This is a genomic window from Nonomuraea phyllanthi (genome assembly GCF_006334985.2).
Taxonomy (GTDB): domain Bacteria; phylum Actinomycetota; class Actinomycetes; order Streptosporangiales; family Streptosporangiaceae; genus Nonomuraea; species Nonomuraea phyllanthi.
Genome location: NZ_VDLX02000001.1, coordinates 187,048 through 199,868, shown reverse-complemented (window position 1 = coordinate 199,868; position 12,821 = coordinate 187,048). Strand labels below are relative to the sequence as shown.

The following is a 12,821-nucleotide window of genomic DNA, read 5'->3' as shown; positions in this document are numbered from 1 at the left end:
GGACTCCAGTGCCGTGGGAGGGGGCCGGCCGGCCGCGACGGGAGGCGCGGCCGGCCGGGGGCTCAGTGCTGGTTCACCGCGGCGTTGCCGGGCAGCGGGATGTACGGGAACGACTGCAGGAGAGGCTTGTCGTTCCTGTCCACCTTGTCCGTGAGTCCTGGCACGAGCTTGCCGGTCAGCGCGGCGCCGGCCACGGCCTGCAGCTCGATGTCCACGACGTCGTCCATGAGGCGGCGGCCGTTCGGGAACCCCTGCAGGTCGCCGGCCAGCACGCCGAGGCGGTTCGGGTCCTTCGACGGCGGGATCGCCATGTTCAGCCGCAGCATCTCCGCCGGGCGGAGCTTGCCGGCGTCCTTGTTGAGCACCTGCGAGTTCAGGTCCGCCTTGATCGGGCCGTTCCCCTTGGCGATGCCGGTCAGGAAGATCTCGACCAGGTCGTCGCGCGGGGTCGGCGGGGCCTTGATGCCGTAGATGCCCTCCAGCAACCTGGCCACCTCCGGGTCGGTGACCCGCTTGACCAGCGGCGCCACGTCGGCGTCCCGCTCCGGGGGCAGGGCGTTGAAGGCGTCCTTGAGCCCGGCGGGGGAGACGACCTCGTTCACCAGCGGGTTGCACAGGCGCGAGACCTGGACGTACCTGCTGCCGTTGAACTTGTCGGTCGTCGAGCACACCCCGATCACGGGGTTGCGCTTGACGTCGCCCTTGAGGGCCAGCTCCTTGGCGGGCACCTGGACGGCGACGGTGTTGACGTTGTAGCCGCGGGTGGTGTCCTGGCCGACCTCGGTCAGGTCCCCGCCGTAGAGCAGGTCGAACACGCGCAGGTCCAGGAAGAACGCCTCGTCCGACTGGCCGGCGAACGCCTTGCCGCCGCCGGGCAGGCTCTTGAGCGACTGGGTGCGCAGCGTGCCGTAGTCGGGCATGGAGGCGGGGCCGGTGTTGCTCGGCGCGACGACGCCGTCGCGGACGAGCGTCCTGGTGCCGCCGTGGGTGATCCTCTTGAGCGTGTAGCGCTGGCGGAAGAGCAGGTTGGGGTCGTCGAGCGAGGTGACGGGGCCGTTGGCGTAGAGGAACGTGGTGGTGCCGCGCCGGTCCTCGTTGCGGAACGTCCACTGGTAGGTGATGTCCGCCTTGGCGTCGCCGTTGTTGTCGATCTTGATGTTGTAGCGGGACTTCGTGGCGAACGGGTAGAAGTTCGGGCCGCCGTTGGGCTCCTCGAACGGGATCCAGTTCGCGAGCAGGGTCACGGTGTCGGCCTTGTCGGGGCTCACGAACGCGTACACGTCCGTGTTGTCGTGCTGCGGGTCGCCCGCGATCATCGGGGCCTCGCGGTGCGAGGAAGCGGTGCCGGAGTCGGTGCGGAGCACGGCCAGCGACGACGCGGTGACCGCAGCGGCGAGGCCGAGTCCGACGAGAGCGCGCCGGTTGATCCGGAGCTCCATCGTGGGTCCTTTCGGAAGGGCTGATCGGTTGTCTCGAGGTTCCGGCCGGGTTCCTCGACGCCCTATTCGTCCGGGGGGCGCGCCTGGATGTCATCTCCTCCTCAAGGAGGAGGGTCAACCAAAGTTGACATACTCAGGTCGTCAATTTAGGTTGACCCTGTCGGCGTGGTGCGGAAGGTGCCGCGCCGATCGTTGGACAAGCCAGGAAATGTTGTGAAAGGAGATGTGGTGGTCGGGGAGTTGCTCGCTTACATCCGCCCGCACCGGAAGATCCTGTTCGTGGGCGGGCTGCTGGGCCTGATCGGCTCGGCCGCGGGGCTCGCGATGCCGTTGCTGGCCAAGTACGTCGTGGACGCGTTCGGCGAGGCGGGCTCGATGGCCGGGCCGCTGTTAGGACTGACCGCGGCCGTCCTGATCGGTGCCGTCGTGTCGGCCGGGGGAAGCTACCTGATGGAGCGCACGGGCGAGGGCATCGTGCTCGGCGCCCGGCGCAGGCTCGTCGACCGGATGCTGCGGCTGCGGGTGGCGGACGTCGACCGGCTCAAGCCCGGCGACCTGCTGTCGCGGGTGACCGGCGACACCACGCTGCTGCGCGCCGTGCTGACCAACGGCGTCGTCGAGTCCGTCAGCTCCGCGTTCATGCTGGTCGGGGCCATCGTCATGATGGCGACCATGGACGGCGTGCTGCTGCTGGTCACGCTGCTCGTGGTGGTGGTGATCGGGGGGCTCGTCGCGCTCATCATGCCACGCATCCAGCGGGCGCAGACCCAGGCCCAGGAGGCCGTGGGCGAGATGGGCGCCGTGCTGGACCGGGCGCTGCAGGCGTACAGGACCGTGAAGGCCAGCGGCGCGGAGGAGCGGGAGATCGCGGTGGTGGGCGACGCGGCGGTGCGCGCCCGCGACCGGGGCCTCCAGGTCGCCGGGTGGACGTCGCTCGCGGGAGTGGCGACGTGGATGGCCGTGCAGATCGCGTTCCTCGCCGTACTGGCCGTCGGCGGCGCCAGGGTCGCGTCGGGCACCCTTGAGGTGTCGTCGCTGATCGCGTTCCTGCTCTACCTGTTCTACCTCGTGCCGCCGATCGGGCAGCTCGTCCAGGGCGGCGTCCAGCTCCAGCAGGGCCTGGCCGCGATGCGGCGGATCAAGGAGATCGAGGACCTGCCCGCCGAGCCCGACAGCGCCCCCGTCACTGGACCTGCCGCGCCGGTCGGGGTGACCTTCGACAACGTGACCTTCCGGTACGGCGACGACCGGCCGATCGTGCACGACGGGGTCAGCTTCGAGGTGCCGCCCGGCGGGCTGACCGCGCTGGTGGGGCCGTCGGGGGCGGGCAAGTCGACGGTGTTCGCGCTGATCGAGCGCTTCTACGAGCACCAGGGCGGATCCATCGCCATCGGCGGGCGCGACATCCGCGACTGGCCGCTCGGCGAGCTGCGGGCCGCGCTCGGGTACGTCGAGCAGGACGCGCCCGTGCTGGCCGGGACACTCAGGGAGAACCTGCTCTTCGCCGCCGGGGACGTCACCGAGGAGGAGCTGGGCCGGGCCATCGCCCGTACGCGGCTCGACGACCTGGTGGCCAGGCTGCCCGAAGGGCTGGAGACGGCGGTCGGGCACCGCGGCGTGCTGCTGTCGGGCGGCGAGCGGCAGCGCGTGGCCATCGCCAGGGCGCTGCTGCGCAAGCCCCGGCTGCTGCTGCTCGACGAGGCCACGTCCCAGCTCGACGCCGTCAACGAGCTGCGGCTGCGCGAGGTCATCGCCGAGGTGGCCGCGGAGACGACCGTGCTGGTGATCGCGCACCGGCTGTCCACCGTGACGAACGCGGACCGGATCGTGGTCATGGAGGGCGGCGGCGTACGGGCGGTCGGGACGCACGAGTCGCTGGTCGGCGAGGACGAGCTCTACCGCGAGCTCGCCGCCACCCAGTTCCTCGTCGGCTAGCCGTTGTACTCTTCGGGTGACAAAGGTGAATGTTGTCATTCAGGAGGGTCACCATGAGCCGCAGCGTGCGCGCGCCGCGAGGCACGACGATCACCGCGAAGGGCTGGCCGCAGGAGGCGGCGCTCCGCATGCTCCAGAACAACCTGGACCCGGAGGTCGCCGAGCACCCCGAGCAGCTGGTCGTCTACGGAGGCTCGGGGAAGGCGGCGCGCGACTGGGCCTCGTTCGACGCGCTGGTCAGGACGCTGACCACGCTCGAGGGCGACGAGACCCTGCTGGTGCAGTCGGGGCGCCCCGTGGGTGTGTTCCGCACCCACGAGTGGGCGCCCCGGGTGCTCATCGCCAACTCCAACCTGGTGCCCGACTGGGCGAACTGGGAGGAGTTCCGGCGCCTGGAGGCGGCCGGGCTCACCATGTACGGGCAGATGACGGCCGGTTCGTGGATCTACATCGGCACCCAGGGCATCCTGCAGGGCACGTACGAGACGTTCGCGGCGGTGGCGGCGAAGCGCTTCGGAGGGTCGCTGGCCGGCACGATCACGCTGACGGCCGGGCTCGGCGGCATGGGCGGGGCCCAGCCGCTGGCCGTCACCATGAACGGCGGGGTGGCCATCTGCGTCGACTGCGACCCGCGCTCGGTCGCCCGGCGCATCGAGCACCGCTACCTCGACGTGGAGGCGTCGTCGCTGGACGAGGCGCTGCGGCTGGCGTACGCGGCGCGCGACGCCCGCGAGGCCCTGTCCATCGGGGTCGTGGCGAACGCGGCGGAGGCCGTGCCCGCCCTGCTCGCCCGCGGGGCCGAGATCGACATCGTCACCGACCAGACCTCCGCCCACGACCCGCTGATGTACCTCCCGCTCGGGGTCGCCTTCGACGACATGGCCGCCGAGCGTGACAAGGACCCCGCCGGGTTCACCGAGCGGGCGCGGGCCTCGATGGCGCGGCACGTCGAGGCCATGGTGGGGTTCAAGGACGCGGGGGCGGAGGTGTTCGACTACGGCAACTCCATCCGGGGCGAGGCGCGGCTGGCCGGATACGAGCGGGCCTTCGACTTCCCCGGGTTCGTGCCCGCGTACATCAGGCCGCTGTTCTGCGAGGGCAAGGGCCCGTTCCGGTGGGCGGCGCTCAGCGGCGATCCCGCCGACATCGCCGCGACCGACCGGGCGATCCTCGAGCTCTTCCCCGACAATGAGCCCCTGGCGCGGTGGATCAGGAAGGCCGGGGAGAAGGTGCACTTCCAGGGGCTGCCGGCGCGGATCTGCTGGCTCGGCTACGGCGAGCGGCACGTCGCGGGGGAGCGCTTCAACGACATGGTGGCCTCGGGCGAGCTGCGGGCGCCCATCGTGATCGGGCGCGACCACCTCGACAGCGGGTCGGTGGCCTCGCCCTACCGGGAGACGGAGGCGATGGCCGACGGGTCCGACGCGATCGCCGACTGGCCGCTGCTGAACGCCCTGCTCAACACCGCCTCGGGCGCCGCCTGGGTGTCCATCCACCATGGCGGCGGGGTGGGCATGGGCCGCTCCATCCACGCCGGCCAGGTGACGGTGGCCGACGGGACGGCGCTGGCGGGGGAGAAGCTCAACCGGGTCCTGACGAACGACCCGGGGAGCGGCGTGATGCGGCACGTGGACGCGGGCTACGACACGGCCGCCGAGGTGGCCGCCGCCCGTGGCGTTCGCATCCCGATGCGCGAGTCCTGACCGCCCCGCGCCGCGCGCCGCGCACGCCTTCCCGCCGGGCCACGGCGCCCGGCGGGTGGGCGTGGGGAGCCCACGCAGAGGAGGGGCTGTATGGGTCGGTCGTGGCCGGTGGGATGAGAATGCGGGGCGGGGAGCGTTGGAGATGGGCGTGGCGGACGGATATCACGGTGGGCTGGGTGTGCTGCTGGATGGCCGGAGGCTGTCGCCCGTGCAGCGGAGGATCGCTCACTATCTCAGCGAGCACCTCGACGAGGCGATCTTCCTGTCCAGCGTCGAGCTGGCCGAGCGGGCCGGGGTGAGCCAGCCGTCCGTGACGCGGTTCGCCATGGTGCTGGGGTTCGCCGGATACCCCGAGCTGCGCCAGGCGCTGCGGCCGCTGGTGCTGGGCGGCGGCGCGGTGGAGGGGCCGCAGGAGAGCCTCCTGCGCGGCGCCATCGACTCCGAGATCCGCAACCTCGCACTCATCAGGGAGCGCCTGCCGGCGTTCCCGCTCAAGGAGCTGGGCGAGCAGCTGGCCGCCACCGAGCCGCTGCCCGTGGTCGGGCTGCGCGTCTCGTGCGGGCTGGCCACCACGTTCGCCTACTACGCCCGCCGCATCCACCCCGACGTGCGGCTGCTCACGCACGGTGGGTCGGAGCTGGTCGACGGGCTGCACGCGGCGCGCAGGGCGGGCGCGGAATGGGTGGTGGCGGTGGTCCTGCCGCGGCATCCCGTGGAGGCGGTGCGGGCCCTGGAGTACGCCGAGAAGCTCGGCCTGCGGGTGGCGGCCATCACCGACAGGTGCGACTTCCCGGCCGAGGTGGTGCTGGACGCGCCGGTCGGCGACCGGCTGGTGTTCGACTCGCACGCGGCGCCGCTGGCCCTGGCCATGGCCCTGGTGGAGGCCATGGCCGACGCGGCGCCGCTGCGCACCAGGGCCAGGCTGGAGGAGTACGAGCGGATGACCGACGAGACGGGGACGTTCCTACCCGGCGATCCGGCGTAGCGAGCGCATCGACCAGATCGTGGTGAGCACCGCCAGCACGATGAACAGCGTGAACGCGATGGGGATCGACGCGTCACCGAGCCGCCCGGCGAACAGCGACCGCCCGGCCTCGACCGCGTGGTAGAGCGGGTTGATCGGGGCGAGGAACTTCATCCAGTCGGGCGCGTACGCGATGGGGATGAACAGCCCGGCCAGCAGCATGATCGGCAGCATGAACAGGTTGAGCGTCTGCGACATGCCGTTCTCGTCGCGCACGGTCAGCGCCAGCCCCTGGGAGAGGCCCGAGGCGAACAGGCCGGTCGCGGCCATGAGCAGCAGCACCAGCACCAGCTCGACGGCGCCGATGCGCACGCCCATCAGCATGGCCACGATCAGCACGAGGATAGCCTGGCACACCAGCACGACCATGTCCTTGGCCACCCGCCCGAGCACGATGGCCGGCCGCCACGCGGGGCTGACGGCGTAGCGTTCGAGCGAGCCGTTGCGCAGCTCGGAGATCAGCCCGAACCCGGAGAAGAGCGAGCCGAAGACCGCGATCATCATCATCGACGCCGGCGTGAACATCCGCAGCGCGTCCTCCGTCGTGCCGCCCGGCGTCAGCGACTTCAGCAGCGGCGCGAACATCAGCAGGTACAGCACCGGCTGCAGGATCCCGAAGAGCGGCCAGATCGGGTTGCTGAACGACTTCTTCAGCTCGTAACCGGTGAACAGGACGGTGTGGCGGATCACGTGGCGGCTCCAGCGTCGCGGAGGGTGCGGCCGGTCTTGGCCAGGAAGACGTCGTCGAGCGTGGACCGGTCGAGCGCGATCGAGCTCAGGCCCAGCCCCTGCTCCTCCAGGGCGCGCAGCAGCGCGGGCAGCGCGTGCTCGCCGTCGTCGACGTAGACGCGCAGGACGTCCTCGTCGACGCGGGTCTCGCGGGCGTACGGCTTGAGCGTGCCGGCGGCCCGCTCCGGCTCGTCCACCCTGAGCGTGATCACGTCGCCGGACACCTCCCGCTTGAGCTCGCCCGGCGTGCCCTCGGCCACGACCTGGCCGTGGTCGATGATCACGAGCCGGTCGCACAGCGCGTCGGCCTCGTCGAGGTAGTGGGTGCTGAGCAGGACGCTCGTGCCGGAGTCGCGCAGCTGCCTGATGCGGTCCCAGAGGTTGGCGCGGTTCTGCGGGTCGAGGCCGGTGGTGGGCTCGTCGAGGAAGAGCAGCGGCGGGCTGTGCACCAGCCCGATCGCGATGGCGACGCGCCGCTTCTGCCCGCCCGACAGGGTACGGCCTGGGCGGTCGGCCATCTCGGTCAGGTCGAAGCGCTCCAGCACCTCGGCGGCCGCCCGCTTCGGGTCGGCCATGGCGTGGATCCTGGCGGCCATCATGATCTGGGCCCGGGGGCTCGTGGTGTCCTCCACCCCGCCGGCCTGGCTGACGTACCCGAGCTCGCGCCGCACGGCGGCGGGCTCCTTGAGCAGGTCGTGGCCCGCGATCGTGGCCGTTCCCGCGTCGGGGGCGATCAGCGTGGAGAGCATCCTGATCGTCGTGGTCTTGCCCGCGCCGTTGGGCCCGAGCACGCCGAAGATCTCGCCCTCGGCCACGTCGAGGTCCACGCCGCGCACGGCCTCGACGGTCTGCGTGCCCTTCCTGCTCCGTGTTGTGAATGTCTTTCGCAGTCCCTGTGCCTGAATCATCATGGGGGTCGGCTCCTTAGGAGGGCTTTAGGGAAGTTCGTCGGCCTCCACCCGCTCGATGGCGTGCTCCACCCAGTCGAGCTGGGCCTGGAACATGGCCCTGGTCAGGCGGAGGTTCTCGTCCACGTGCCGGGGAGCGCCGTAACGCTGCTTGACGCCGAAGATGTGTCCGATGGTGTCGACGTTCATCCGGAGCTGCCGCATTCGGCCATGCAGGGCGTCCAGAATCTCCTGTTTTTCCAGCCGGTCGATGAACGTCACCGCCACCTGGAACGGGTCCACGATCGGGCTGACCTCGTGCCAGGCGGTCAGCAGCAGCCGGTGGAACTCCTGGCGGCCCTGCTCGGTCAGCTCGTAGACGACCTTGCCGCCCCGGCCCGCCTCGACGACCTCGACAAGGCCTTCGTCGGCCATCTTGCCGAGCCCGTGGTAGATCGACCCGAACGCGACGTTCGCCCACTGGTCGGCGCCCATCACCTCCAGCCGTCGCCGGACGCCGTAACCGTTCATGGGGCCGTCGAGCAGTGCGCCGAGGATGAGGACCCGCGTGGAAGAGGACATGTGTACAAGTTTGTATTCAAATTTGAGTAAGCTGTCAACGCCCATAAGCTGATCTCCATGAACGAACGACCGACGGCGCTGGTCACGGGCGCATCGCGGGGCATCGGCGCGGCCGTGGCCACGGCCCTGGGCCCCACGCATCACGTCATACTCAACGGCCGGGACGAGGAGTCGCTGGCCGCCGTGGCGGCGGGGCTGCCCGACGCGCGGCCCTGGCCGAAGGAGCTCGCGGAGGTCGCGGAGCCGGACGTCGCCGGCATCGACCGGCTCGACGTGCTCGTGCACTGCGCCGGGGTCGCCCGCATGGGCCGCATCGCCGACCTGCCGGCCGCCGCGTGGCGCGAGACGTACGAGGTGAACGTCGTCGCCGTCGCCGAGCTGACCCGGCTGCTGCTGCCCGCGCTCCGGCGGGCCGCCGGTCACGTCGTCTGCGTGAACTCCGGCTCCGGGCTGCGGGCCAACCCCGAGTGGGGCGCGTACGCGGCCAGCAAGTTCGCGCTGAAGGCGTTCGCCGACGCGCTCCGGCTGGAGGAGCCCGCGCTCAGGGTCACCACCGTCTACCCCGGCCGGACGGCCACCGACATGCAGCGCGAGCTGCGGCGCTACGAGGGTGGCGCGTTCGAGCCGGAGAAGTACCTCGATCCGGACAGCGTGGCGCGGGCCGTGCTCGCCGCCGTGACCGCCGGTCCCGACGCCCATCTCACCGAGCTGACCCTCCGGCCCAGGGGCGGGCCCGTGAGCTGAGCTGAATGGATCCATTCACTAGAGTGGGGTCCATGCTGCTTGAACCACTCGCGCGCATCGGGCGCGATCCCGCCACCGGAGGCTACGTCAGGGACGCCTGGTCGGCGGCCGACATGGAGCTGCGCGAGTGGTTCGCCGGCGAGGCCGGCCGCCGGGGGCTCGACCTGCGCGAAGACCGCAACGGCAACCTCTGGGCCTGGTGGGGCTCCCCCTCGCGCGAGCGCCCCGGGGTGGTGACGGGCAGCCACCTCGACTCCGTCCGCCAGGGCGGCGCCTACGACGGCCCGCTCGGCGTCGTGTCGGCCTTCGCCGCCCTCGACCTGCTGCGCGGGCGCGGCACGGAGCCGTCCGTGCCGGTCGGGGTGGCCTGCTTCACCGACGAGGAGGGCGCCAGGTTCGGGGTGCCGTGCATGGGGTCGCGGCTGCTCACCGGCGCGCTGGAGCCCGGCAGGGCGCTCGCGCTCACCGACGACGCGGGCGACACGCTGGCCGACGTCGTGGCGGAGCAGGGGCGGGAGCCGCACGCGCTGGGGCGCGACGACGAGACGCTGGCCATGATCGGCACGTTCGTGGAGCTCCACGTCGAGCAGGGCCGCGCGCTGGTGCACGAGGGCCGGCCGGTCGGGGTGGGGCAGGCGATCTGGCCGCACGGGCGGTGGCGTTTCGACTTCCGGGGGCGGGCCGACCACGCGGGCACCACGCGGCTGGCCGACCGGGACGACCCGATGGTGCCGTTCGCCCGGATGGTGCTGGCCGCCCGTACGGCCGCGGCGGAGCGCGGGGTGGTGGCCACGGTCGGCAAGGTGCGCGTGTCGCCGGGCAACGCCAACGCGATCCCCGGCCTCGTCTCGGCCTGGCTCGACGCGCGCGGGGCGGACGAGGCGGCCGTCCGCGACCTCGTCGCCGAGCTCGCGCGGGCCGAGGGCGACGTGGTGGCCGGCGGCCCCGGCGCGGGGGGACGGGTCGAGGTGCGGGAGGAGTCGTGGACGCCGGTGGTCGACTTCGACGTGCCGCTCAGGGAGCGGCTGGCCCGCGTCGCGGGCGGCGACACGCCCGCGCCGATCCTGCCCACGGGGGCGGGCCACGACGCCGGAATCCTGGCCACGGCGGGCGTTCCGAGCGCGATGCTGTTCGTTAGAAACCCCACCGGCGTGTCCCATTCCCCGCATGAGCACGCCGAGCAGGCAGACTGCGAGGCGGGAGTCGTCGCGCTCGCGGACGTGCTGGAGGATCTGTGCCGCTGACCTACTGGTGCGAGCAGGCCTGGCTGCCCGGCGGCGTCGCCGAGGGCGTGCTCGTCGAGATCGACGGCGCCAGGATCGTCCACGTCGAGCAGGGGCCGCCCGGCGCGGCCGAGCGCCTGCCGGGGCTCACCGTCCCCGGCCTGGCCAACGCCCACTCCCACGCCTTCCACCGCGCGCTCCGCGGCACCGCCCAGGAGGGCAAGGGCGACTTCTGGACCTGGCGCGAGCAGATGTACGACGTGGCGGCGGCGCTCGACCCCGACTCCTACCACCGGCTGGCCACGGCCGTCTACGCCGAGATGGCGCTGGCCGGGGTGACCTGCGTGGGCGAGTTCCACTACCTGCACCACGCGCCCGGCGGGCGCCCGTACGACGACGCCAACGAGATGGGCCACGCCCTCATCCGCGCCGCCCGTGACGCGGGCCTGCGCATCGCGCTGCTCGACACCTGCTACCTGTCCGGCGGCATCGGCGCCCCGCTCGCCGGCGCGCAGCTGCGCTTCAGCGACGGCGACGCCGACGGCTGGGCCGCCAGGGTGGAGGAGCTGGGGGCGGCCTACGAGGGCCGGCTCGACGTGGAGATCGGCGCGGCCATCCACTCCGTGCGCGCGGTGCCGCCCGAGCAGATGTCCGTCGTGGCCGAGTTCTCCCACCGCAACGCCGCGCCCCTCCACATGCACGTCTCGGAGCAGCAGGCGGAGAACACCGCCTGCGTCGAGATGTACGCGGCCACCCCGGTCCAGGTGCTGCACGAGCGGGGCGCGCTCGGCCCCCGCTCGACCGCCGTGCACGCCACCCACCTGACCGACGTGGACATCGAGCTGATCGCGCAGTCCGGCACGTACATCTGCATGTGCCCCACCACCGAGCGCGACCTCGCCGACGGCATCGGCCCGGCCAGGGCGGCGGCCGACCGAGGCGCGCAGCTCACGTTCGGCTCCGACAGCCACGCCGTGATCGACCTGTTCGAGGAGGCCAGGGCGGTCGAGCTGGACGAGCGGCTGAGCAGCGGCCGGCGCGGCAACTGGAGCGCCGCCGACCTGCTCGCCGCCGCCACCGGCAAGGGCCACACCTCGCTCGGCTTCCCCGACGCGGGCCTGCTCGTGCCCGGCGCCTGGGCGGACCTCGTGTCGGTGCGGCTCGACTCCGTGCGTACGGCGGGCGCCCGCGGGCTGGAGGCCGTGGTGTTCGCGGCCACGGCGGCGGACGTGCACTCCGTGATCTCCAGTGGGCGCCGGATCGTCACCGACGGGCGGCACGTGCTGGGCGACGTCGGGTCCCTGCTGGCAGAGGCGATAGGGAGGCTGCGATGACCACGACGCTGATCGACGGGATCGGCGTGCTCTACACCGGCGACCCGGAGCGCGAGGAGATCGAGGACGCGGCGATCGTCCTGGACGGCGGGCTGGTCGCCTGGACGGGCACGTCCGGCGAGGCGCCCGACGCCGACGAGCGAGTCGACGCCGAGGGCCGGGCCGTCATCCCCGGGTTCGTCGACAGCCACGCGCACCTGGTGTTCGCCGGCGACCGCACAGCCGAGTTCCAGGCCCGCATGTCCGGCGAGCCCTACACCGGCGGCGGCATCAGGACCACGGTCGCCGCCACCCGGCGGGCCGGCGACGCCGAGCTGGCCGCCCGCACGCTCGGCCTGGTCGACGAGATGTGCGCGCAGGGCACCACCACGGTGGAGATCAAGAGCGGCTACGGCCTGACCGTCGCCGACGAGCGGCGCTCGCTGCGGATCGCCGCCAGGCTGACCGAGGAGACCACGTTCCTGGGGGCGCACGTCGTGCCCGCCGACATGGACGCCGACTCCTACGTGCGGCTCGTCGCCGGGGAGATGCTCGAGGCGTGCGCACCGTACGCCAAGTGGGTGGACGTGTTCTGCGAGCGCGGGGCGTTCGACGGCGACCAGACGCGCGAGATCCTGGGCGCCGGGCAGAAGGCCGGGCTGGGGCTCCGGGTGCACGCCAACCAGCTGGGCGAGGGGCCGGGCGTGCGGATCGCCTGCGAGCTGGGCGCCGCCTCGGCCGACCACTGCACCCACCTCACACCGGCCGACGTGGACGCGCTGGCCTCCTCAGGCACGGTGGCGACGCTGCTGCCGGGGGCGGAGTTCTCGACGCGCTCGCCCTACCCCGACGCGCGGCGGCTCATCGACGCCGGCGCGACGGTGGCGCTGGCGACCGACTGCAACCCGGGCTCGTCGTTCACCTCGTCGATGGCGTTCTGCGTGGCGCTGGCGGTGCGGGAGATGCGCATGACGCCCCTTGAGGCGATCCGGGCGGCGACGTACGGCGGGGCACGCGCGCTGCGGCGCACGGACGTAGGCTGGCTGCGTCCCGGGGCACGGGCGGACCTGGTGGTGCTCGACGCCCCCTCCTACGTCCACCTGGCCTACCGGCCCGGCGTTCCCCTCGTTCACCAGGTGTTTCAGGGCGGTCTCCTCCTTGAGTAGGACATCCAGAACCATCCCAGCGGCGTAGTGCTTTAGGGAATCTTTGCTTCTGGCCGGACGTTGGCCGGATAAGAAC

The 12,821-nt window shown here is 72.3% G+C and carries 11 protein-coding genes; 7 read left to right on the top strand and 4 right to left on the bottom strand.

Going from position 1 to position 12,821, the window contains the following annotated elements; all coding sequences use genetic code 11:
- Positions 1-62 precede the first annotated feature (62 nt).
- Positions 63-1,439: a DUF4331 domain-containing protein gene (locus FH608_RS00925; RefSeq protein ID WP_139627795.1), complete on the bottom strand. Its 1,377-nt coding sequence runs from the start codon at positions 1,437-1,439 to the stop codon at positions 63-65.
- 225 nt (positions 1,440-1,664) lie between these two features.
- Between FH608_RS00925 and FH608_RS00920 the strand changes: the two genes are divergently transcribed.
- From FH608_RS00920 to FH608_RS00910, 3 genes are all read left to right on the top strand, one after another.
- Positions 1,665-3,374: an ABC transporter ATP-binding protein gene (locus FH608_RS00920; protein ID WP_394367651.1), complete on the top strand. Its 1,710-nt coding sequence runs from the start codon at positions 1,665-1,667 to the stop codon at positions 3,372-3,374.
- 53 nt (positions 3,375-3,427) lie between these two features.
- The gene (hutU, locus tag FH608_RS00915) at positions 3,428-5,077 is read left to right on the top strand and encodes a urocanate hydratase (RefSeq protein WP_193318175.1); all 1,650 of its coding nucleotides are present in this window, start codon (positions 3,428-3,430) and stop codon (positions 5,075-5,077) included.
- Positions 5,078-5,285: 208 nt separating this feature from the next.
- A complete protein-coding gene (locus FH608_RS00910) occupies positions 5,286-6,062 on the top strand; it encodes a MurR/RpiR family transcriptional regulator (protein ID WP_264372867.1) in 777 nt (258 codons plus the stop codon).
- Here FH608_RS00910 and FH608_RS00905 read toward each other — a convergent pair.
- Genes FH608_RS00905 through FH608_RS00895 form a run of 3 tightly spaced genes read right to left on the bottom strand, consistent with a single transcriptional unit; the run spans position 6,042 to position 8,299 of the window.
- The gene (locus tag FH608_RS00905) at positions 6,042-6,791 is read right to left on the bottom strand and encodes an ABC transporter permease (RefSeq protein WP_139627791.1); all 750 of its coding nucleotides are present in this window, start codon (positions 6,789-6,791) and stop codon (positions 6,042-6,044) included. The two genes, FH608_RS00910 and FH608_RS00905, sit on opposite strands and share 21 nt — an antisense overlap.
- Positions 6,788-7,738, bottom strand: a complete 951-nt coding sequence (locus FH608_RS00900; RefSeq protein ID WP_139628891.1) for an ATP-binding cassette domain-containing protein — start codon at positions 7,736-7,738, stop codon at positions 6,788-6,790. The genes FH608_RS00905 and FH608_RS00900 overlap by 4 nt, the downstream gene beginning before the upstream one ends.
- Positions 7,739-7,765: 27 nt before the next feature.
- Entirely contained in the window at positions 7,766-8,299 is a 534-nt protein-coding gene (locus FH608_RS00895) for a PadR family transcriptional regulator (protein WP_193318174.1), read from the bottom strand.
- A gap of 57 nt (positions 8,300-8,356) precedes the next feature.
- Here FH608_RS00895 and FH608_RS00890 point away from each other — a divergent pair, with 57 nt between their 5' ends.
- The 4 genes from FH608_RS00890 to hutI are packed head-to-tail and all read left to right on the top strand — an operon-like array spanning position 8,357 to position 12,745.
- Complete coding sequence (locus FH608_RS00890) at positions 8,357-9,043, top strand: SDR family oxidoreductase (RefSeq protein WP_139627789.1); 687 nt, start codon at positions 8,357-8,359, stop codon at positions 9,041-9,043.
- 32 nt (positions 9,044-9,075) lie between these two features.
- Entirely contained in the window at positions 9,076-10,287 is a 1,212-nt protein-coding gene (locus FH608_RS00885) for an allantoate amidohydrolase (protein WP_226898843.1), read from the top strand.
- Positions 10,278-11,600, top strand: coding sequence for a formimidoylglutamate deiminase (locus tag FH608_RS00880; RefSeq protein ID WP_139627788.1), 1,323 nt, complete (start codon positions 10,278-10,280; stop codon positions 11,598-11,600). The genes FH608_RS00885 and FH608_RS00880 overlap by 10 nt, the downstream gene beginning before the upstream one ends.
- Positions 11,597-12,745, top strand: coding sequence for an imidazolonepropionase (gene hutI / locus FH608_RS00875; RefSeq protein WP_139627787.1), 1,149 nt, complete (start codon positions 11,597-11,599; stop codon positions 12,743-12,745). The genes FH608_RS00880 and hutI overlap by 4 nt, the downstream gene beginning before the upstream one ends.
- Positions 12,746-12,821: the final 76 nt, after the last annotated feature.